Annotated in this window: 20 protein-coding genes; 10 read left to right on the forward strand and 10 right to left on the reverse strand. The window is 48.3% G+C overall.

What is annotated here, in order from left to right:
- Positions 1-216: 216 nt before the first annotated feature.
- The 3 genes from EKK48_08170 to EKK48_08180 all read left to right on the forward strand — a co-directional run bounded on the left by EKK48_08170 (position 217) and on the right by EKK48_08180 (position 4051).
- The gene (locus EKK48_08170) at positions 217-2127 is read left to right on the forward strand and encodes a hypothetical protein (protein ID RTL43711.1); all 1911 of its coding nucleotides are present in this window, start codon (positions 217-219) and stop codon (positions 2125-2127) included.
- The gene (locus tag EKK48_08175) at positions 2120-3205 is read left to right on the forward strand and encodes a hypothetical protein (GenBank protein ID RTL43712.1); all 1086 of its coding nucleotides are present in this window, start codon (positions 2120-2122) and stop codon (positions 3203-3205) included. Before EKK48_08170 ends, EKK48_08175 begins: the two co-directional genes overlap by 8 nt.
- Positions 3206-3544: 339 nt before the next feature.
- Positions 3545-4051, forward strand: coding sequence for a hypothetical protein (locus tag EKK48_08180; GenBank protein ID RTL43713.1), 507 nt, complete (start codon positions 3545-3547; stop codon positions 4049-4051).
- Positions 4052-4358: 307 nt separating this feature from the next.
- Here the strand turns inward: EKK48_08180 and EKK48_08185 are convergent, their stop codons facing one another.
- The 3 genes from EKK48_08185 to EKK48_08195 form a co-directional block, all read right to left on the reverse strand.
- On the reverse strand, positions 4359-5315 hold the full coding sequence (locus tag EKK48_08185; GenBank protein RTL43714.1) for a hypothetical protein: 957 nt from the start codon (positions 5313-5315) through the stop codon (positions 4359-4361).
- A gap of 37 nt (positions 5316-5352) precedes the next feature.
- Positions 5353-6468: a TonB family protein gene (locus EKK48_08190; protein RTL43715.1), complete on the reverse strand. Its 1116-nt coding sequence runs from the start codon at positions 6466-6468 to the stop codon at positions 5353-5355.
- Positions 6469-6685: 217 nt separating this feature from the next.
- Positions 6686-7855, reverse strand: a complete 1170-nt coding sequence (locus EKK48_08195) for an alpha/beta hydrolase (GenBank protein RTL43716.1) — start codon at positions 7853-7855, stop codon at positions 6686-6688.
- A 93-nt stretch (positions 7856-7948) separates the two neighbouring features.
- Here EKK48_08195 and EKK48_08200 point away from each other — a divergent pair, with 93 nt between their 5' ends.
- From EKK48_08200 to EKK48_08225, 6 genes are all read left to right on the forward strand, one after another.
- Positions 7949-8554 (forward strand): hypothetical protein, encoded by a 606-nt coding sequence (locus EKK48_08200; protein RTL43717.1) that lies wholly within the window; start codon positions 7949-7951, stop codon positions 8552-8554.
- A gap of 200 nt (positions 8555-8754) precedes the next feature.
- Positions 8755-9441: a response regulator transcription factor gene (locus EKK48_08205; GenBank protein ID RTL43718.1), complete on the forward strand. Its 687-nt coding sequence runs from the start codon at positions 8755-8757 to the stop codon at positions 9439-9441.
- Positions 9419-10810 carry a sensor histidine kinase gene (locus EKK48_08210; protein ID RTL43719.1) on the forward strand — a complete coding sequence of 464 codons (1392 nt, stop codon included), beginning with the start codon at positions 9419-9421 and terminating at the stop codon, positions 10808-10810. The genes EKK48_08205 and EKK48_08210 overlap by 23 nt, the downstream gene beginning before the upstream one ends.
- 362 nt (positions 10811-11172) lie before the next feature.
- Positions 11173-11814: a GGDEF domain-containing protein gene (locus EKK48_08215; protein ID RTL43720.1), complete on the forward strand. Its 642-nt coding sequence runs from the start codon at positions 11173-11175 to the stop codon at positions 11812-11814.
- A gap of 53 nt (positions 11815-11867) precedes the next feature.
- The gene (locus tag EKK48_08220) at positions 11868-12077 is read left to right on the forward strand and encodes a hypothetical protein (protein ID RTL43721.1); all 210 of its coding nucleotides are present in this window, start codon (positions 11868-11870) and stop codon (positions 12075-12077) included.
- 222 nt (positions 12078-12299) lie between these two features.
- Entirely contained in the window at positions 12300-13052 is a 753-nt protein-coding gene (locus tag EKK48_08225; protein ID RTL43722.1) for a DUF4240 domain-containing protein, read from the forward strand.
- Positions 13053-13083: 31 nt separating this feature from the next.
- Here EKK48_08225 and EKK48_08230 read toward each other — a convergent pair whose 3' ends face one another.
- Complete coding sequence (locus tag EKK48_08230; protein RTL43723.1) at positions 13084-13815, reverse strand: hypothetical protein; 732 nt, start codon at positions 13813-13815, stop codon at positions 13084-13086.
- Between the two features lie 532 nt (positions 13816-14347).
- Between EKK48_08230 and EKK48_08235 the strand changes: the two genes are divergently transcribed.
- Positions 14348-15973, forward strand: coding sequence for a class I SAM-dependent methyltransferase (locus EKK48_08235; protein RTL43724.1), 1626 nt, complete (start codon positions 14348-14350; stop codon positions 15971-15973).
- Between the two features lie 72 nt (positions 15974-16045).
- Here EKK48_08235 and EKK48_08240 read toward each other — a convergent pair whose 3' ends face one another.
- From EKK48_08240 to EKK48_08265, 6 genes are all read right to left on the reverse strand, one after another.
- Positions 16046-16354: a hypothetical protein gene (locus EKK48_08240; GenBank protein ID RTL43725.1), complete on the reverse strand. Its 309-nt coding sequence runs from the start codon at positions 16352-16354 to the stop codon at positions 16046-16048.
- 1 nt (position 16355) lies between these two features.
- Entirely contained in the window at positions 16356-17510 is a 1155-nt protein-coding gene (locus EKK48_08245; GenBank protein RTL43726.1) for a hypothetical protein, read from the reverse strand.
- 78 nt (positions 17511-17588) lie between these two features.
- A complete protein-coding gene (locus EKK48_08250; GenBank protein ID RTL43727.1) occupies positions 17589-18740 on the reverse strand; it encodes a 3-keto-5-aminohexanoate cleavage protein in 1152 nt (383 codons plus the stop codon).
- Positions 18741-18881: 141 nt separating this feature from the next.
- A complete protein-coding gene (locus tag EKK48_08255; GenBank protein ID RTL43728.1) occupies positions 18882-19604 on the reverse strand; it encodes a hypothetical protein in 723 nt (240 codons plus the stop codon).
- A gap of 279 nt (positions 19605-19883) precedes the next feature.
- On the reverse strand, positions 19884-20063 hold the full coding sequence (locus EKK48_08260) for a hypothetical protein (protein ID RTL43729.1): 180 nt from the start codon (positions 20061-20063) through the stop codon (positions 19884-19886).
- A gap of 161 nt (positions 20064-20224) precedes the next feature.
- A complete protein-coding gene (locus tag EKK48_08265; protein ID RTL43730.1) occupies positions 20225-20740 on the reverse strand; it encodes a DUF1269 domain-containing protein in 516 nt (171 codons plus the stop codon).
- Positions 20741-20994 lie beyond the last annotated feature (254 nt).

The raw sequence follows: 20994 nt of genomic DNA on the forward strand, positions 1-20994 counted from the left end.
AAGGCATCAACTACTAGCGTTAGTTTCCACTCTTGCGACCAGTCAGAACAGTTGAAAAACTGTCGGCTCGTTTGCCGAACCGGAGATTTGCGCTCTATACTGACAATATGACCATTCCTGAGCATAATCAACCGAATGCTCAGAAAAAACATGTTGCACTGGTCCTGAAATCCGGAAACTCGTTTGCGAAGAACACATAAATTCTGGTGATTTGCTATGGAAAATACGATCGATGACACGAATACTTCAGAGACGCTGCCAGAGGAGCGCCGCATCGAGTACATTCCATTCAAAGCAGGAACAGAAATCGTCAGACGCCAGAGCGACGGCGCCCTGCTGCAAGCAACGCTTCATGACGAGCACAAAATTTACAACTGCGAATTCGGTGCAGGCGACATACTTGAATTTTCGGGCGAAGAAAGAGGCGCGCTTGTCAAAGCAACAATCAGCGGTAAAAGAGAGATACAGGGCGTACTCTTGAACACCGCAAGTCAGCCAGTCACGTTACACTTCCACTATCTAAAACACCAACTGCGTCCAGGGCTCAAGAGTGCCACCGTTAATGGTGATACTCTTACGGCGAACAATATCGCATTCAGGCGAAATAGCGTGCTGTTCTTTCATCGCCCGGGACACATCGGAGCCGGAGATTTGGACAGGGATGTTCTGATCGATAATCTCTGGTTTGGACCACAACAAGCTCAACCTACAACGACGATATCATCCGAAGAAGCGGGAATAAAACGACTTTCCGGAATAAGCACAGTCAGTTCGCTCAAGCTCCATTCTGGGCCGAAAGTGACTCTGAACAACGACATCGGATTTTATACTAACGGACGTGTCGCATATGGCACATTATCCAGAAACCAAGTTGTTAACGGATTACTTCTTAAAGCGGGAAGTCGTGTTTTCTTCTACTCAAATGGTCAGCTTTGCGCCGGCAGATTAGCCGAGCCAACCACTATAAATGGTTTCAAAATTACTGGACACTTTAGATTCAGAGAAACGGGCACTTTGTTTTCAGCAGAACTCGCCTGCGAACAAATTATTGATGGAGTAAAATGCACCGGGCAAGTAAGACTTTATGACGACGGCAAACTCTACGGCAGCACTCTAGTAGGCAAGCAAACACTCGGGGAGTTCCTTTGCGAAGGACACTTCATTCTGCGTTCAGATGGTAAGCCCTGCCAGTTCTATCTCGCAAAAGCATATCCGGAAAAAGGTTACCCATATAAGGAGGGTTGGTTGATAAGATCGAATGGTTATTCCGCGAGACGACCGGGTGCGTGGAAAAATGAGTCCTTCGATCTTGTCAATCCGGAATGGGACTTCAAAGGGTACTACCAGCCAATCGCAGCAACTTGTAAGGATCAAACGTGCACATGTCGTGCTTACGATCCGATAGATTGGTTCCGGTTCAGGAACGAAATTCAGGCTTACCTGGACAAATCACGCTTGCTTATGGAAAGGCAAAGGCTTGATGAAGCAACGAAACTGCAAGAGACGGCGCTAGCGCTTTCGCTCAGATATCGGCGTAATTATAGCGGCGAGCTTTTACCAACGATATGCCGCGACATGGCCACCAGACTTGTCATCGAGAATCAACTCGACGCCGCTTTAGCAATGCTCGACAAAGCCGAGAGTTATCGACAAGAGTTCGGAAGCGATCGACGGTACTACAAAAGTGAAGAATGCCTGATTGCCTTTAGAAAATGCCAGATCTATCTTCAACAAAAAGATTTCTCCAGATTGGAGCCCTTGCTGCAATCTGTAATCAAATTTTGCGAGAATGATCCTAGTGACCATGGTTCAAGTTCTCTTCCACCGCATGAGCAAAACACAGCAATAAAAATGCTCGGCGACTGTTACGCCGAAAGGAATCAATTTGAACTGGCTGAAAAGCACTACAACAATGCGATCTCGAAGGGCAGAAGTGAGCTCAGTTCGCTGGATGTGTTTCGCGCCTATCATGTATTACTGATCAAAATGGAACAGCACGAAAAAGCTGCAGAACTAGCACACCGAATCGAGCAAATCGGAAATGCGCCTCGAGGTTGGCTCTGCGGACAGGCCTACGCAACTGAGCAACGACATCTGCAGTGGGAACCCACCTTGAATCTTGATTGAAACATTCAGCGCGACGTCGCACTTCGTCGTGTATGAGATCCTTAAAACAGCCAATCTGTGGGGCGAAAGCACGGTTTTCCCCATCCACAAATTAGCTAATCACATTTATGCTGCTGCCATAATCCTTGTTATCGGCGCACAGGCAATAGGTATTTCCCAAGTGGAGCATAGCGACAAGTCGCACAGAAAAGACCGCATCGGGTCGAGCGATTATGCACACGGTGAGCATTCGATAGGTCGCCACGGCGGAAGCGATCACGAGGTCGATCACTCCGCTTTTGCTGCATACAGTTATAGCTCGCCCGCATTCAGACATTCACTAAAGCAGTTGGCAGCAAACACGAATGTACCACCGGATGCGGAAAAGCAAATTACTGGTGACGCATCGAAACCAGCAACATTGCCGGCAACTTCAGCAATTCCAAATAAAGCTCTCGAACAACTGCAAACCCCAACCAAAATATTCGATCCATGTGCCAAGGTCGACGTCGACGTCATACCGCCTCCTGCGACCCGACCAAATGCTTTAGAGCCCGTGAAAGACCGCGACCCGGCACTCCATGAGCAGATAAAAGCGAAGGTCACCGATCCTCGTTACACGGGCGAGCTGGGCAACATAACCGAGTCGACTCATGACAAAAAAGGGCGCGTGAACGGATGCAAGTTCATTCAGAACGTCCCTTATTGGGAGTCAGGAGCCGCCGCGCAATCGTTCGTCGACGTCAACTTAGAAATTGCGAAACACGGCAAGAAATTAGAAGCCGACCCACTGAACGGAGCAGGCAGAACTATTGGTCAGGAAGAAGCAATTGTCTGGCGCAATTCGGGAGCACACGCAAAAGTAGGCAAATCGAATCACGGCTTCGGCAGAGCTATGGACTACAAAGATGACCCGAACGCTAAAGCGCAGACCTACGACGACCCATTCGTCAACCACACACTCCACGCCCACGGATGGCGCCAGGGTGACTCCCGGGGTCCGATAAAAAATGACCTGCACCACTGGAGTTTCGTTGGGCCAGGACCGGCACAAGATGGAACCCCACCGCACAAAGCCAAGCATGGACACCACAGGTGATGCGGCAACTCAACTAGTCCGACGAAGACAGCTCGAGCACGCAGTTACCATCTAAAGAAGATGCAATCATAAGCCGCATCACTTCCGTTTCAGCGAACAGCCATCTACCGAGCTTCGTTCGCGGGTCAAGTCGACGCACCGCAACGAGGGAAAATATATACTGGAAGAATGAAAAGAATTCGAGACTTCGACATAATAATAACTCGGTGCATATTAATCTCATGCCTGACACTCACATTGGTTCTCGGCTCCAGCAGCACCGCGTGGAGTCAGGGGCTTAAGGGTGTTAGATATTTTGGTTGGCCTTCACAAAACGAGCTCGAAGCTGGCGAGCGAGCAGTGAAATCACATCCAGATTCATTCAAGCTCCGCGAAGAATTAGCCGAAATGTATTACTATCGCAGAGACTCAAGACGATCGATAGAACAATTGCAAGAATCAATCAGATTGCGCCTTGGCACAGCGGATCGCCACCCGGATTTGGAAGGTCTTGCAAATGCGTACTCAGATTTAGGATTGCAATTTTTCGATATCAAAGAATTTCCTCTCTCTGAAGCAGCACTGAGAAAGTCCATCAAATGCTGGAAAACTCTCATTCAAACCGACAGGACAGGTAATGCAAAATACCGACTCGAGCTCGATTTAGACAGGCTCACAGCGTGTTACGCCGATTGGGGAAACGTAAACATGGCGCTCAAAACCTACAGCCAGTTGATTGGGCAAATGAAAGTTCCAAATGATGGACATGACAATATCTCCGACCTAAATAAGAAGCTGAGAAAACTCGGTATTCTTCGACAAGACAACTGCCCAACTAACAAAAAGCACGCCGAGCGTTCCATTTAAAGTGCCCAAGCTGTTACGCTGATCGAAATGGCCTGGAGAACTCCAGATCCGGTTTGCTAATCCGCGATCACTGCCTTCTGTCGTCTGACTATCTTCTCTGTATTCGATTCGTGCTTGGTCGTTGGTCTCGCTGCTTCACACGTCATGTCATTTACACCAATTTCTCGATGCTACGGACATTAAACTCTGCCACCCGTAAAATCGATATGAAATCACGCAATCAAGGCGCCAGGACCGACAAACTATTAGTTCCGCAGACTGCCCAAATCGTCGGCAGCGATAAAACGACTTCCAAAATCATTCCAAACTAAAATCGAGCGAAAATAAGACGCTTATGCGCCAAATCGTAAGTTACTCTGAAATTACTCAAGAAACCATCACCGACTAATCCATCGTAAATGATTTTCTGGAACTGAACCTTCGGCTTCTTCTGCGTAAATAGTCGCGACTGCGCCAGGAAAACATCCTCGGGCAGCTTCGTAAAATATCGAACATATGAATGTCCGGTTTCGTCGATTCCTTCGACCTTCTTCACATCCATGCTGTCTTTGAAGACTCCGAGTTCCCTCATGTATCTTTCATCGAGAATAAGTGCACCGCTACCGGTGTCAACCTCGACTCTGGCGTAGCTTCCGTTTGAGAACCACAGTAACATGGTGATACTGGTTTGGGCACGTTTGTGAGTAATCTGTATAGGAACAGAAACGCCTTCGCTCAAGCGCTTTTTCAAGCTCTCATCTGTCTCAATGAATATCAATTTTTTCGCATAGTCAATTGTGAAAGGAACTTTCCTGAAAAACTCGAGGGACACTAAGCCTTCAACTTGAGTGAGATCAGGTGCACCACCAAAAACGTCTTCCAACTTCCAGGCAGCAATAGGCAGATTACGCTGCAGACACGACCCAATCTGGAGAGCCGAAAGATTTACAAGCTTCATAGTCATCGTCTGACCAGACATTCTCTTACCGGCGACTGTGCCAGCAGGTGTGCAGCCCAGCTTCGCCGCGAGTGTTTCAGAAATCACATTCACCCCGGCGCCCGTATCAAGAACAAACGAAGTTTCCTTCCCCCCAACTACTGCCGGAATGACAAGGATGTGGTTGGCTGCATATTTGAAAGGAATCGCGCTCGCAATGGGATCTTCAGCGTTAACAGCGGAAGCAAAAGACAACGCAAAAGCTAGCGTGAGGGAACAGACTAATCTCTTTGACAGCAAAAACACTAAATTACTCCAGGATAGGTTCGGCACGCAACAATCTAACAGCTGCTGCTACGCTCCGACAATGTCAACACCCTCAAGTCTACTTCACCGCCCCCTTCGTACCTCCATCTCTTACGCGACAATCGAACGTTATTGAAAAATTTGCGCGCTCTTTGGACCCGGGCGGAAGCGGTCTGAAAGGCTGTGCGAGCCGAACCGCATTTAATGCAGCTTCATCAAAGGAAGATATCCCGCATGATGTTCCGAGATTCAGGTCGGTGAGTGAACCGTCTCTATGCACCACAAAATTTACGATCACAAGATTGCTCTCCGAAGTTGGAGGAGGAAACCAACAACGCTTAACACGCCTCTGCAAATCAGCAAGATACGGTCCGTAGTCAATCCCAGAAGTTGTCATCGACCTGGACATCTGATCTGGCACCACCGGATGCGGTGCAGGCGTGGAATGCACAAGATCTGGAATCAACGGCCGAACAACTACGGTGCTCTTTGCAGAGTCCGAGTTGAAAGACACCAACAAATCTAGAGACTGCCCCCCAGCAAGGGAAGGAACGGTCACCGATTTAAACAATGCGAGGATGGCATTTTTTTCAGCTGTACGGTTGTTCGAATAACTAATTTCAGCCTTGCCAAACTTTCCATCTGACTCAACTGTTACGGTTAAGACCGTAGCTGTCGGCGAGGTTGACGACGCGGGCGAGGTCGGGTGCCAGCTGTCTTGCAATGCCCTCTCAATGGAGTCGACGACACCGTATATCAACTCACTTTCGGATAGAGTCGACAACAACTCACTAGCCAGTTTATTCTGTTTGTCAGGGCTGAAACGCATTGCTTGCTGATACTCTGTTATCGCTTCAGCGAACTCGCCTTTTTTCTGCAAAGCCATTCCCAGACCAAGATGATTCTCCGGAGAGACCGGATTTTCCTTCACCGCCAGTTCCCAGACCTTCACGAGATTCAAGCGAATCGAGCGGTCGTCCGGATCATGATCAGCCGCCTCCTGATATGCAGCAATAGAGTCAGCGAGCTGCCCCTTGGACAGACAAATTTCAGCTCTGGCAACCAGTTCATCGGATCTAATCGGCTTAGCCCGCTCCCGCGCGTCACCGGTCTGGAGGGCACAAATCAAGGAAAAGAGCAGCGCGCAGATTCTAATCGCTCTTACTGACTGACTGCTAACCACAACGTCGCGCATTTGCTCCGCGGTACTCGTCTCTTCCAGCTTGTCTGGCGACAAACTGGCTCAAGCACACCCCTCGCACTCTGAATACGACCCCAATAGTCGACGTCTTATTCAAAATACATTAGGTACTTTCGGACAGAATAACAATAGGGGTTACACCAGGCAAGTCGATCAAAACAAGCCACATTAAACAACGGTGGTGGCAGCAAATTCGGAAATAGTCGACAATCTATTGTTTATCAACTCGCACAACCTTCTTACAGAATCCAGCCTGTGACGAAGTAGCGTTGAAGTCCTGCTTTTTACTGACAAACCGAGCAAATCTGCTGGCATCAACCGCCGATTGGTCGACCAACGCGAGATCTGGGCCGGGTTTGTCCGTTGTCACCATACTCGATATCAATTTGCACGGAACTTTATGCCCCATAAAACCAGTATCGAGATTCGTGAAATCTATACGCTGAAAGACTATTGCCTTAACATTCTTCGAGTTGGCAGCATAGGTAGGGTTAGCTGCCTCGCCTAAGCGATAATAGCCACCAGCAAGAAGACTGGCGAGGGGTAGGGCTTTATCGCGATTCGAAACATAGATACGAAGTTTCGCATCGAGTTGCTGCCGTCCCAGTGTGTAGTGACGGCAAGTATCTGCATCCATGTCGGCTGATACCAACTCCCAATCTTTGATCAGGTTTTTTCCGTACACCACAGGCAATCCTCTGATTACCAGACGATTCCCCATGCTATGAGAAATACTGATCACCTCGAGAGGATGAGCTTCATGCAACGCCAACAAATCAGTCAGGAATTGATCAAAATGCGCCTGCGACCATTCCACATCAGTGCTGTCGATGAAATAACCACGAAGACGAGGATCTGACGGCCATGAGTACAACACGAGCGGCTTCTGTATCGCGTACGCCATCAACGCTGCATCTATTGTGCAATCTTCAAAGCCATCAGCAGCACCATGGACATAAAGACAGAGTTCGGGTGAACCAGCTCGGTCGAGCGAGTCTTTCAATCTTTCCATGAACGCTTTTTGGGCCGCGGGATAGTCCGTCGGATCAATACGATCCTTCGAAAAGATCTTGGGAGGCTTCTGATCGACTATTTTCCAGCCCAATGCTTTGAAAAGCGCTGGATCGTTCTTGTTGTCAACATTGGGAATAATGACGTTCGCGGTTCCATAGTACATCTGGTGCTGGCAGTCAGTCTTATAGCGCCGATTAGGACCAAACGTCTCACCTACCAGTTCACGGTCAGTGACATAGTTGACCGGAATCGAAATGTATGTCACTTTTCCCTGCTTCTTGGCAAAACAGGGCTGTTGTAGCGACACCGCGACGACAAACAACAAGAAGAGCAAACCGAAAAACACTCTAAGATTGAGACGCCGCATGTGAATTCCTCGAAAACTATAAGATGGTGGGCAGCTACAGTATATGCGAAACTATGCTGTGGTTGATCGACTATTATCCGGCTGGAACTGAAGATGAATTACAAGATCCAATGCGCTATAGCACTGCTTCTAGCCTCGTCCTCCGCCTCAAGAGAGGTTTCGCTGGCATCAGATGCACAGAGTTTTAAAGAAATTGAAGAAAGCGTCTCCAAAGATCCTGGCGTTGTCGAAAGCGTGAAGTTTCGCACTGTTCCAGTTGCTTTCACCACGCGCAAAATTCCAAAGGGACATGTATTCACAGCCGCAGACCTGGAAGATCACAACATCAAATATCGAAACGCTCCGCCTGATGCCGTCATTTCATGCAAAAAACTTTTTGGAAGGAAGTGTGTTGAACCACTGAACGCAGGGAGTGTTGTATCTGTTCAGGACATTGGTATACCACTGATGATGAATCAAATCGTTTCAGCTAAAGCGAGAAATTGGGAAAACAGCAGGGAAAAACTGGGCACAATTTGCATCACCAAGACATCACTAAAAGCAGGCGAACAGATCAAAAAAACCAGCGTAATAAATTCGCGGATGCCACTACGGCTAATGCCTTGTGACGCAGTCCCGGATGCTTCGCAGGTCATCGGCAAAAAATGCAAATTTGGTTGTGAGACCAAACATATTCTGATGCACCATGACTTATTCTAAGTGACCAACAGGTGTGTCCCCAAAAACGCTTCGCAAGGTTCTTGCCAGCTTCGCCAGTAAACTGAAATGAGAAGACTACTTGAATTGACGCTGATCAAGGAGGAAACTCACTGGATTAAAGTGCCTGAGAGGCACATGAAAGAAAACTGAAACTTCCATGTGATTGATAGAAATCAGGATCAGTCTACAGAAGGGAAGACATGAAGATTCTAATAGCAGAAGATGACGCGCTTCTGGGAGAGTCGCTAGTTCATTCGATCACTAGACACGGTCACATGGTCGATTGGGTCAGTACAGGTTCCGAAGCTAAAGGGGCGCTGGCTGACCAGATTTATGATCTTCTGATTCTAGACCTGGGTCTTCCCGATATCGATGGAACTACGTTGCTCAAAGATTTAAGGAGCAAAGGATTTGCTCTACCGGTTCTCATTCTGACTGCAAGAGACGGCATCGAACACAAGATCGGGGGGCTCGAACTCGGCGCCAATGATTATCTGACAAAACCATTCGATTTCCGCGAACTCTACGCCCGAATGAAATCGCTAATGCGCCTGCAAGCGTGGTCGAACAGTTCCGAAATAGCTATTGGTCGCTTACGGTTTGACACGGGTGAACGGGTTGCCACACTCGATGGCAAGATTTTGCCGATGACTCCAAAAGAGTTGAGTGCATTCGAGATACTCTCCAAGAATCTAGACAGACTTGTAAGCAAGTCAGAACTAATCGACCGACTAAAAGACTGGGATGCGGAACTAAGCGAAAACGGCGTAGAGACAGTAATTCACAGACTGAGACAAAAATTGAAGGCTGCCGATCTGTCCATCAAAACAGTGAGGGGATTCGGATACACACTGGAAAAACCGCATGAAAATGTCGATTCGTTCTAGTCTTTTGACGACACTGATCATTGCCATGTCGGTGCTTTATCTGGTGCGCCTGGCGGCGGGATACATTCAAACAGTCCAATTAACAGACGAAGTCTATGACGAAATGCTGCTCAATTCTGTAGACTCGCTGGCAGGCTGGCTCGATGCAAGCGCAAAAGGTTTTGACATCAAGATTTCGTCGGCAAGTTCCGCAATTCTTACTCACAACAATATCGATAAGTACTTCTATGAAGTCTTTGACGCGGAAGGAAAACGACTTACCGGCAACACAAATTTAATAGATAATGAAACTGCGCTGCGCAGTCTTGTAAAAAGCGGACCTAAAACAACTCGTGTAGAAAACAGCGATGTCCGGATAATGGCGGCTGATGTTCCACTGACCCGAGACCAGCTAAAGTCAGTGACGATCGTACTCGCCGAAACATTAAATGCTCGCAAAAGATTCTTCGAAAAGACTTTCGTCGCAATTGCAATCACGCAATTTCTTGCTATGTCACTCAGTATCGCCTGTGTTTATCTCTTCGTCTCAAAAGCATTCTTACCGTTCAAAAAATTAAAACAGAACATAACCGAAAGAGATACCAGCCGATTTGCCCAGCTTCCAGAAGCTGGCGCGCCCGCGGAAATGGCACCGTTTCTCGCTGAATTCAACAAAATGTGCGCCGCGATCGAGCAAGACGTGCGCTCGCGAGAACGGTTCATCTCTAACGCCGCCCATCAACTCAGAACACCGCTTGCCGGGCTGAGAAATTACGCGAGCTTCGGATTGGAATTAGACAGCAAAGAGGAACTTAAAGACGTTGTCCTCAGAATAGATAAGGGACTGAGTGGTCTGACTCGGCTGGTCAATCAGCTGCTGGCACTCGCTCGTGCTGAACGAGAGTATTTTATGCAGGAACATTTCGAAAGAGTCGAGTTAAACAATATAGTGTCTCGCACGATATCGCTACTCGAACCCGAAGCCGTCAACAAAGGAATAGAGCTGTCTTGCGAACTAACAACCGACTCGACATGGCTGTACGGGCACCCACTAGGTCTCGAACAGCTCGTCGCCAACCTGATCGAAAATGCCATTGCATACTCACCAAATGGTGGCGAGGTAATTATTCGAACCGGGGGCGGTCCACAAATAGTTTTTATTGTTGAAGATGGCGGACCGGGCATTCCAGCAGAAGAGAGAGAAAGAATTTTTGAACGGTTTTATCGGATTCGAGGCAGCGCTGGAAGCGGTAGCGGTCTTGGATTGTCGATAGTCAAGGAAGTGGCCACCTGCCATCAGGCGGAAGTGACTATAGAAGACGGCAACAACAATAAGGGCACTCGATTTACCGTCAAGTTCCACGAAAAAACCGCAAGTTCGCAACTATGAACTTGTGATTGCAAGGAAACTGCAAGCTAATTACCAGTTAGATGACAGCTTGACAGCTAAACTGTATTTTATTGAGACACCGTTAGTTGCTCCCACTCAAGAGGTGCTTGCGATGAGAAATATTTACCAAGAATGGGTTTGCACTCAGTGCGATACCGTAATCGGTGAACACAATTGCTGCGAAGAATCGATTACAAATATTCCACAGCCGCCGGAGTCCAGCTGCCCAGGCTGTTCGGCATCGAATGAAAAGTTTGCTTTGTTTGCAAAGGTAATTTTAGACCTGGTGGATACAAACACCATCTGGTTGTATGAACCTCAACCCGTGTGCGCCTGACTAAACTTTTAGAAGGAGTCTGATCATGAACGCAATGGTGCAGCAAAATTCCGCAAGCGAGAACAACTTGAGTGTTTTGAAGGTCGCTCAAGCTCGGGCAAAACGCCTCAGTAGAGAAGATATGCTTGCGAAAAGAATCAAGGAACTCGAGGCCTTAAATGCTCAACTCGAATCTCTGGTGAGCACCGACCCACTGACAGGATTGCTGAATCGTAGGGGACTAGAACAGTCGCTAGCCAGAACGATGGCAGAGTCCAATCGCAAAGCCATCTATTCTGTTGTGGCACTTCTAGACCTGGATTCATTCAAACGTATCAATGACCAATATGGACATTCTGCAGGGGACGAAGTTCTAAAAACGGTCGCCCAAACAATAAAGGAAAACGTTCGAGCAATTGATTCGGTCGCAAGAATCGGAGGTGATGAGTTCGTCATTTTAATGCCGTCAACATGCTTGTACGAAGGCACTAGAGTCGCCGAACGGATCAGGCAAGCAATTGCAAATCTAAACTTGTATCCCGACGATGAGGGGCGTGTCGTAACGACTAGCATCGGAATCGAAAGACTGCCGTTAGGTCCGTCGACAGTTCAAGCGGTCGTCACAGCCACAGAGTCAGCGTTACACACAAGCAAAACCATAGGAAAAAACTGTGTTTCGGTCGCATGACATGGTTGATGCCGAACCGGCTTTTGACGATCAAATATCAGGAGGGAATTGCGATGCCTGTTAGAAAACTGAAAAAACAACTCCGAACCATGCTGCAATTCAATAAGAAGTTGAGAAAGCAAGACATCATGCGAATTCGCGATTGGATTCTGGAAGATGGAATCGTCAGCCGTGGCGAACGAAGAGTTATTAAAGACATACTCAATCGCAAGTTTTGCGAGAGCCCCGAAGAAATTCAACTAACATCACTGCTCGCGAAGTAAACGGGAGAATCATGACACGTACTCAGGCGCCCGTTTTGATGACTTGATTCAGCGGCTTCGTGAGAAAGCTGATGCGGAAGGGATTCCTCGACAAGAACTACAAGCCGGCGCTAGCTCGTTGAGGAGCGTTTGTTTGACCATATGCCGTGGCAAGTAATGCGTAAGGCGTCAAGCGATTAACGGAATCGCGGTTTGACTAAGCTGAACTGAGCGAGGTGAAGAATGCCGCGATTTGAGTTTATTGAAGGTTCTTCAAAAAAGTTTTACGAGATCAGTTTGCGTGAATCGTCGATTACGATACGATTCGGCAAAATTGGCACAGAGGGACAGCAAAACTTTAAGGTGTTTGACACGCCACAAGAAGCGAAAAAAGAATATGAAAGTCTGATCTCTCAGAAAACCAAGAAAGGCTATGTAAAAGTTTCAGATGAAGTTGCAGCCGTTAAAGATGCGGGCGATCAGGCTTCAAAGAAAGAATTGTCGAAGCAGGAATTCTGGGCTCTTATCGATCAAAGTAAACGTGCAACGGAGGACGTCGAAGAGCAGTTAGAGAAGCTCCGAGAGATGCTTGGTCGATTGAGTGCGGACGAGATTTTATCTTTTGATATGCGCTTCAACGAAGCAATGCGTGATGCGTACCGCTGGGATCTGTGGGGTGCAGCATACATAATAAATGGTGGATGCAGTGACGATGGTTTTGACTATTTTCTTGGTTGGTTAATAGCCCAGGGGCAAAAGTACTATGAGGCTGCTCTTGCCGATCCAAACAATGCGGGTAGCAAAGTCGAACCAGGTGATTTTGTAGAGTGCGAGGACATCATGTACGTCGCTGCTGAAGCATACGAAAGCTTGACCGGCAAAAATGACTTCACCGATGTCGCGGTAAACGTACAGCGAGAAATTCAGGGCGAATCATGGGAAGAAGAGCATGTAGATAAACTGTTTCCAAAACTCGCTAAGAAATTCTCGCAGTAACGGCTTCTCAACTGAAGGGAGGCGAGTTAAATCACCTCCGGCTTCCGTAGCGGCTGTTTCTCTGAGCAGCCAGCGCACCTTCAAGCGATAAGGAGGGATCTTCACTTGCAGCTTGCGCCATGTAGCCATTCAAGTAAGTGCCACCAAGCAGCACGGCGCCAAGCAGTATCAAAGCGATGCTGGTATACAACTGGCTCTTGTCGGTCTGCAATACATCAGGGTCAAGCACTGATTTGTCTGGATGATCTTTGTCAAAGCGAACTTTGATCGGCTTGTACTTCATACCGAACGTAGTTCCTTCGGTCAAAGCCGACATCATTTCCTTATCAAAAGCAGAATTATCAATTGCACCGGCGGCGTTCCGCTTTACCTCGAATTTTTTCATCAGTTCGTCAGTGCTCAGCTTCTCGATTTCAGGTTGACGAAAAGTCAAAGCTCGTATGTAACTTAAGCAAGGACCACCATGCTTTTCACCTGAGTACTCTCTGCCGTTGACAGTGTAAGTGTACTTCGCGTACGGAGTCACAATCGGCAGGAATTTACCAACAAACGCCATGCTGGCACCCTGGTCGACAATCTGTTCCAACTTCCCTTGCGTGGTTGGCCAGGCTGCGCTATTGGAAATGTCCTGGTTGTCCATGATGTAGGCGATGAATGCGACAACGCCTATCAGAATGATGCCACCGAAAATGATTTTGACGCCAGAGTCACCGATGCTGTAATGAACGTCTTGTGCTACTTGTGCGTGACTTCTACCATACATAATTCGTCTCTCCCGCTAGTGTTCTTCCGTGGCTTCATCTTCGTGATCAGTTGTGGTTTTTTAGTGTCCTTTTCCGCTCCAATAATGAATAGTTCCTTAAAGCCGACGCCCCAAACTTGCACGAACCGAGACACCATATTTAGTTGCATAAAGCGCACCCGTCCCGGGTGCACAATCACACGCATAATTGAAGCCAGTAAGCGCACCCGTCCCTGGTGCACAATCGCACTCATAATCGAAGCCAGTAAACGCACCCGTCCCGGGTGCACCTTCGCATTCACCTCGTAGACACGGAGCGCACCCGTCCCGGGTGAACGTCATCGGTAACTATTCAATTGTGGAAGCCGTGACACCAGATGCAATCAAACTGCTATCTTGGCAGGTTATTCCCATCTGTCGATGCTTCAGACTGCTATTCAGATAAAATAGAGCGGCGTGCATCCCAGTTAACCCAAACTACCGCATCCCAGTAAACCCAAGCTACCGCATCCCAATCAACCCAAACTACCGCATCCCAACAAAGCCAACGCACATGTCATTAACCAAACAAGACAAAGCCGATCTCCGCGCCACGATATTTCGCCATCTTGACGGCATAGCTACTGCTCCAACCGCATACACGCTGCTTGAACGCGGCGTACTGGAACACCTGCTCGAACAGAAGAAAGCAGACGTCACGGAACTCGCGGAAAAGTTTCGCGCCAACGAGGGCTATCTTAACGTTGCCCTGCGCCTACTGGCATCTCAAGGTTGGCTCGATGCTGAAGTCGACAACAAAAACAATCGCGTCCAATACAGCGTGAACGCCCGAAGCGCCACTGCCTTCGAACACTGTCGCTTGTATAAAGATGTCGTGTCGCTGCTTCGCCATTCCGGTCAGTTTCACAGGCGCAAGTTCGAACGGGCTCCGTTCACTTTGCTGGAGACAATCTTCAAGAAGTATCGCGAGAATTATGGCATCGAATTTTCAAGCGACCCCGAAGTGTTATCCATTCAGCGCCAAATTTTGACGCACATCGAAGGTATTGCCATCGGTCCAACCGTTGTCTCCCTTGGCATGGGTGGCATGTTCCACAAGTACTTTATGGAGGCGTCGTTCAAACCTGAGGAATTCCACGAAGACTCCGAAAGCTTCGACAAAATTCTTGATTTCTTTGCGTTTCTTGGATGGTTTGAAAAGAAAGCACAGACCTACCGCTTCACCGAAAAGGGGCTATTCTTTGCGCGCAGAGCCAGCGCTTATGGTGTAACCGTATCGTACATTCCGACCTTTCGAAACCTGGATGAGCTCATATTCGGCAATCCGGAAATTTTGACGAATACCAAACCCGAGCTGCCGGAGTTGCATGTAGACCGCGAAATGAACGTGTGGGGAAGCGGCGGCGCCCACATGAGTTATTTCAAGAAAGTAGATGAAGTAATCATCGATCTCTTCAACAGCCCTCTTGAGGAACAGCCTAAGGGAATTGTAGATATGGGCTGCGGAAACGGTGCATTTCTACAACACATTTTCGAAGTAATTTCGCAGCGCACTCGGCGCGGAGAAATGCTGGAAGACTATCCTTTGTTTCTCGTTGGCGCTGACTTCAACGAAGTTGCGCTCAAAGTCACCCGCGCCAATCTCACAAAAGCAGACATCTGGGCGAAAGTAACCTGGGGCAATATTGGAAGACCAGATTTACTGGCGCGCGACCTGCGAGACAACTACGGTATTGCCCTGGAAGATTTACTCAACGTCCGAACCTTCCTCGACCATAATCGTCCGTGGGAAGAACCATCCGCACCGCTAGCCGGTCGTACCAGCGCCTCATCTGGTGCCTATGCATTCCGAGGCAAACGCTTGAGCAACAATGAAGTGGAAGCGAGCCTATTGGAACATTTCCGCCGCTGGGAGCCATTTGTCCGGCGTTTCGGCCTTCTTGTTATTGAGCTGCACACCATAGCGCCAAAACTTGCCGCCGCAAATATCGGCGCCACTTCCGCCACCGCATATGATGCCACGCACGGCTATTCGGATCAATACATTCTGGAAGTTGATGTAGTCAATCAAATTGCCGCGGAAGCAGGTCTATTTCCAGACCCAGCTCACTTCTCGAAATTCCCTCATTCAGAACTGGCAACAGTCAGTATCAACCTGCTCAAGGGTTCTTCCAAATAAGCGTTCAGTCAGCATCAGTCAGCTTGCTGGTTCAACAAAATAAGCAGTGCAAAAGTCCGTATCGGCCCTGAATCAACGCAGCAATTGCATCTGCAATGAAATCAGTTCATGATTCACGGACTGATAAGCAGATTGCTTAGCGTTCAAACTCTTATGCAAATCATTTATGCTCCGTTTTAGTTCGAATATTTCACGCGATAGATCATCTGCCCGCGCTAACAAACTCTTTTCCCGAGCAATCAAGTCGTATTGAGCATCTCGGGATTGACGCCAGCGTTCGTCTTCGTCATCAGCGCGGGCCACACTGATCACAAATATAGTCATCGCAGAAGAAATAACCGCAACTAAGATCAGCGGCAATATTTTAAAACCGGGTTTCATACTAATTTTTAAACTCCAGTTTAGGCTGACCGAGTAAGTCAGGTCTCGGAATCTGCAGTGTTTTGCTCGGCATGGATGTGGTGGCGACCTGCTCACCTACAACATCAAGAGATGGCGCGGCCAGCCATGAAGAACCGCTTCCTGACTGCATAAAACCATAGGTAATTCGGTGTGCATTGGCAGGCACAGGTAGAACGACGGAATAGTTAGTCCATTCCGTGGTGCCTTTAATCGGACGACTTTCCATATTGTCAAACGCAAGCACTGAACCGCCGCCATCTACTCGCATCCACAATCCGCACCAGTCGCTGATGTCTTTAGTTTTTACGCTGCCACTGAAACGTAACTTCTTCCCACGATAGTCTTCGGCTCGAATGCGCTGATAGAATGTCGCAAAACCACGCGGCGATTCAGCCGTTGCACTGATTCTCCCAGTTTTGGCGTCACGAAATAAATTCAAAGCATCGGCATCAATTGCGTAATCAGAACTCGAATGCGAGCTCCAATTCAATAAGTCGACACCTCTGACTTCGGCGCGACCGCTCTTAAACGTCAAGTCAGGTTTTTCCCCCAGACGCCCAGAAACAGGAAACTTTTCCTCATCGACAGCCGATGCGGTTGTTTTGACATTTCTGGATACTGGTTCTAATGACAAATTGGAAATCCATGTTTTACCAGGTCCAGTCTGCGCACATCCAATCATCACTGAACAAGCGTTTTTCGGCACATCAAGAACTAGCGAATACTTTTTCCACGTGGAAGTGCCTTTAGCTGGATTCTTTTCCATGGTGCTCATTGAAAGCGGTGACTCGTCAGCATCTTCTACGACCATCCAGATACCTGACCAGTCGCGAATCTTCTCAGTCTTTAAGTACCCAGAGAATCGCACACGCTCGCCGACATACTTTTCAGCTCTAAAATTCTGAAAGAGACCGAATTGATCCTTCGAATCCTGATCTGTCTGCAATTTGACAGAAGGGTGATCTGCATATACGACACCCGGGTCTATGCTCACGGTGTGCGTTGGTCGAGTACGCCATTTTGTCCACCCATCTATGAACTCTGAGCTCTTCTCGCTAACCGCCCATGATGCTTGTGCACAGAAGAAAAAAATTGCGGCGACCGCAGCAATTCCAAATGCATTTTTATTCAACAAGATTTCTCCAGATAACATTCTCAAACGTAAGCACGGTGCAAACAGATGTCTGCACCGTGCTCAATCAAGCCAACAAGTCTATCGTGCAGCCTTCTGCAATTCTGGTTCTACATCACCAACCAGCGGATGTCCGTCCGATCCGCTGAGCGGTTTGCGAAGCTTACCGTCGGTTGCAGGATATCCGATGAACCCAGCCTGACCCGACTTGCGATTTGGTGGCAAACCGAGGTTCTGCAGAGTCTCTTCGACCGAATTGTAGGTTACACCAATCTTGAGAATTTCACGAGCCTCATCGCCGGTTGCAACTTTACGACCCAATTCCTTAGCGATTCTTATTTGCTTCTCGATCATCTGAACAGTGGTGAGACGCTTGCCTTTTTCAGTGTCCCAGAGATTCTCTTCGATACCGGCACGAGTGTGTTGTCCTAACGCAATCATGATCGCCGCGAGAGGATGAGACAGGCGATGAACGCTCTGATACGTGAAAACAGAACCGTGCGGAGTGCGACGAACAAGCTCCATCCAGTCGAATGGATTTGCGCCGCATGAGCCACCACCACCCATACTGAAGAAACCGTTGACTGGACCCATGTAAAGTCCACGTCTGATCAAACGCTCGACAATTTCAAGACTGTGAATGTGCCCAAGAGCAAAGTATGGCTGGATGCCATGCTTATGCAGGCGCTTCAAATGCTCAATATAAAAGTCGGGGGTGGCGTCCACAACCATGTTGGAAAACGCCCATAACATCTCTTCTGTTGCGACGTGAGTGCCGGCCCAGTCTTCCATCGTCGTCAGAGAAGTAATATCCCACTGGCAAGAACCGATTGCCACCGTTATTTGATCCGGCTTCGGATCTAACTCTGCCAACATATGACGAGTGTCATAACCTTGCCACTGCGCCTTGCTGTGATCGTCGGGAGGAGAAAATGAAATCGATCCACCAACTTGCAGAATCATTTTCGGAACGGCTTCGCGCAAACGTCCGATGAATTCGCCATACTCTTTGAAGTTTTTAGATACCTTGCCGGTCTTTGGGTCGCGCACGTGAATGTGCAATATTGTGGCGCCGGCGTTATAGCAATCCACAGCTTTCTGAACTTGTTGATCCCAGGTTACTGCGATGTCTTCAGGATAATCTGAAGGTAGCCAGACCGGTCCGTATGGGGCGGCAGTAATAATTAGCGGCGTCTGGTTCTCTGGAAGCAGCGAATCGTCTGTGAAATACATTGGTTAGCGTCTCCTTGGTTTTCGTTTCTCGTCTTAGTTGTCCATATTTGGACTTGCTGATTTGTACAAGCTGATTTGTACCAGCTGCTTGGATTATTGGAAGCCAAGTCGAAACTTAGCTCCAGTCAATAATTCTGTAATCTATTTACCATCAAATTCTGCCAGCTCCTCCGCCAGAATTCGCGTGCCCATGCGGCACGACTCCATTCCAAAAGCAACACAAACTTTCAGAACCTCCATCACTTCTTCCACGGTCGCACCAGCCTTGAGCGCGCCTTTGATGTGGCGGCGAGTGCCAGGCGCGTACATGTGCGTGATGGATGCATCAAATGCGATGCTCAGTAATTCAACCAGCTTCGGAGACATAACAGCGCCGGAATAAAGTCCGACCGCAGCGGTCATAACTTCATCGGTCCAGAGTGGATCGAGATTGAAGAAAGGATCCCAGGCTACATTCCACTGACCCAACTGCCGCATCTTGTCACAAGCCGGCGTCGATGCCTGCTTCGGGGCAGGAGAAACAGAAGCGGCTTGAGCTTCTTCCAGTAGAATCGGGGCACCAAGACTTACAGAGTGAATCGACATGAGCGATCCCATCTTCAGAACCATTACAAGCTCTTCGCGAGTCGCACCGGCTTCCAGAGCGGCGCGAATATGTCGCCGTGTCGCACTCTCTTGCATGTTCGTGCAAGCAGCATTCAAACCTACGCAAATCAATTCAATAATCTTGATCGGCAGAATGCCATTTTTCCAGGGATTGGAGAAGGCTTTTAAGTACTGCTCAGCCCAGACTGGATCGAATACGTGCATCTCGGTCAGCTCAGTCGAGCTTTCGCGGCACATTTCAACAGCTTTGTTGGTCATGGATAACACCCACTCGCTTTTGCATCCACTAGTGATGAGTTAGAATACCCCCTTTGCATCGAATATGTATTAGTTACACACGCACAAGATATTCAGCATGGCGACTGGGTTACCGATGCCATCACATTTTTCATGCTGTAGCTGAGCGACTACCTCAACCAAAGTGGAAAATAATGCAAATCCTGCTCATCACAGCGATGAACAGGATTAACTATGTCCACATCTATGCCCACTTTTGCCTGACCCTACATCCAAACTGCTGAGTTCAGACAATCACCATCAGGCAACCTCACGTTGCTTCGAGACTGGACGACCGTACTTACGAAGCTCTAGAGGTGTGCGGCGCAGTTCTTCAATGGCGTGAATCAAAAACGCTGCCTCATCAAGCATTCCTGCGTCCAGGAGCATTTCTGCACGCTCCCGCAGCGCCTCTATTTCAATTTCAGTGCTCGTATTCATTGTAGATTCCTCAGCTTTCCATCTGCCTTGTCGAAATTGTGGGCAGCGAAGTTCCCGAGTGATAAACAATCTGCAACCAGGAAAGCGAAGAGGAAACCGAAGAGAAACGGGAAAGCGCATATTGCACTCTCCCGCCTATTCTCTTATTTAGTGACGCTCGATTAGACCTTAGCAGCTTGCTTTGCAGGAACTGCGCAGAAATCAGCGCGCAACTTCTCTTCTTGCTCGTGAGTCAAGCTAGATTTGATAAGCTCGCCCTTTTCCATGTCTTTGAATGCTTCAGCGACTTTGTCTTCTGTGACTTTGCCGGTCAACAAGAACAGTGCTGATTTGCCTTCTGTAACCTGCGTGCGCACTTTTTTGATGAACTCGTCATCAATGCCATAGTCAGCAAAATGACCAGACAGACCGCCAATTAAGGAACCGACAGCGGCTCCAACGAGCGGCATGAAGAAAAGGAAACCGAACAGCATTCCCCAGAACGCTCCGTCGAGAGCGCCCAGAGCTGTCGTCGGTACAAGCTGGCGAGTCGTCGGCTTCTTGTGACCAGGTGCCCAGGTTACTGTGGCAGCATCGACCACTTCAACCAACAATTCTTTCTGTAATTCCAGAAGTTTAGCTAGAGCTTTGTCGGCACCATCAACGGTGTCATACTTCCATACTGTTAGTGTTGTCATTTTATTCACCTTGCCATGAAAACTTCAGAGGTTTAAGCCAACCTCTTCACTTTGAATGTATCGGGCAGATCATTGTTTGCCCGCGCAAAGCATATAACAACCAGACACTAAGTACATTAGATGTGGGGGTTCAGCAAAACGAAGTTAGAAAGCGCCAACACTTGACCACTCGAATGCAATCCAGGACGATAATATTCTCGCGAACTTCTGAGAATCCGCAATCAAAGCATCAGAGCGGCAGCATAACCAGGACT

The sequence above is a fragment of the Candidatus Melainabacteria bacterium genome (assembly GCA_003963305.1).
GTDB lineage: Bacteria > Cyanobacteriota > Vampirovibrionia > Obscuribacterales > Obscuribacteraceae > PALSA-1081.

Excerpts from the sequence above, each read along its gene's own strand:
- EKK48_08170 (RTL43711.1), top strand. The coding sequence starts at position 217 with ATGGAAAATACGATCGATGACACGAATACTTCAGAGACGCTGCCAGAG.
- EKK48_08190 (RTL43715.1), bottom strand. The coding sequence starts at position 6,468 with ATGCGCGACGTTGTGGTTAGCAGTCAGTCAGTAAGAGCGATTAGAATC.
- EKK48_08195 (RTL43716.1), bottom strand. The coding sequence starts at position 7,855 with ATGCGGCGTCTCAATCTTAGAGTGTTTTTCGGTTTGCTCTTCTTGTTG.
- EKK48_08200 (RTL43717.1), top strand. The coding sequence starts at position 7,949 with ATGAATTACAAGATCCAATGCGCTATAGCACTGCTTCTAGCCTCGTCC.
- EKK48_08205 (RTL43718.1), top strand. The coding sequence starts at position 8,755 with ATGAAGATTCTAATAGCAGAAGATGACGCGCTTCTGGGAGAGTCGCTA.
- EKK48_08210 (RTL43719.1), top strand. The coding sequence starts at position 9,419 with ATGAAAATGTCGATTCGTTCTAGTCTTTTGACGACACTGATCATTGCC.
- EKK48_08215 (RTL43720.1), top strand. The coding sequence starts at position 11,173 with ATGAACGCAATGGTGCAGCAAAATTCCGCAAGCGAGAACAACTTGAGT.
- EKK48_08220 (RTL43721.1), top strand. The coding sequence starts at position 11,868 with ATGCCTGTTAGAAAACTGAAAAAACAACTCCGAACCATGCTGCAATTC.
- EKK48_08225 (RTL43722.1), top strand. The coding sequence starts at position 12,300 with ATGCCGCGATTTGAGTTTATTGAAGGTTCTTCAAAAAAGTTTTACGAG.
- EKK48_08230 (RTL43723.1), bottom strand. The coding sequence starts at position 13,815 with ATGTATGGTAGAAGTCACGCACAAGTAGCACAAGACGTTCATTACAGC.
- EKK48_08235 (RTL43724.1), top strand. The coding sequence starts at position 14,348 with ATGTCATTAACCAAACAAGACAAAGCCGATCTCCGCGCCACGATATTT.
- EKK48_08240 (RTL43725.1), bottom strand. The coding sequence starts at position 16,354 with ATGAAACCCGGTTTTAAAATATTGCCGCTGATCTTAGTTGCGGTTATT.
- EKK48_08250 (RTL43727.1), bottom strand. The coding sequence starts at position 18,740 with ATGTATTTCACAGACGATTCGCTGCTTCCAGAGAACCAGACGCCGCTA.
- EKK48_08255 (RTL43728.1), bottom strand. The coding sequence starts at position 19,604 with ATGACCAACAAAGCTGTTGAAATGTGCCGCGAAAGCTCGACTGAGCTG.
- EKK48_08260 (RTL43729.1), bottom strand. The coding sequence starts at position 20,063 with ATGAATACGAGCACTGAAATTGAAATAGAGGCGCTGCGGGAGCGTGCA.
- EKK48_08265 (RTL43730.1), bottom strand. The coding sequence starts at position 20,740 with ATGACAACACTAACAGTATGGAAGTATGACACCGTTGATGGTGCCGAC.